1 pseudogene is annotated in these 310 nt (G+C 71.9%); it reads left to right on the top strand.

The features are described 5' to 3' along the window. A pseudogene (gene mraW, locus JHD67_RS21955) lies at positions 1-157 on the top strand (16S rRNA (cytosine(1402)-N(4))-methyltransferase); the annotation flags it as partial. Between the last annotated feature and the right edge of the window lie 153 nt (positions 158-310).

The following is a 310-nucleotide window of genomic DNA, read 5'->3' as shown; positions in this document are numbered from 1 at the left end:
AAAGTGCGGCCGACTTCCTGGCTCACGCCAGTGAGCGCGAGATTGCCGACGTGCTGTGGAACTACGGCGACGAACGTTTCAGTCGCAAGATCGCTCGCGCCATCGTCGAAGATCGCACCGAAAACCCTGTCTCTTATACACATCTGACGCTGCCGACGACAACGTTCGGGTGTAGATCTCGGTGGTCGCCGGGTCATTAAAAAGGGGGGGGGGGGGGGGGGGGGGGGGGGGGGGGGGGGGGGGGGGGGGGGGGGGGGGGGGGGGGGGGGGGGGGGGGGGGGGGGGGGGGGGGGGGGGGGGGGGGGGGGGG

The organism is Dyella sp. ASV21 (assembly GCF_016428975.1).
In the GTDB taxonomy this organism is placed as follows: domain Bacteria; phylum Pseudomonadota; class Gammaproteobacteria; order Xanthomonadales; family Rhodanobacteraceae; genus Dyella.
This window is presented reverse-complemented; position numbering and strand designations above follow the sequence as displayed.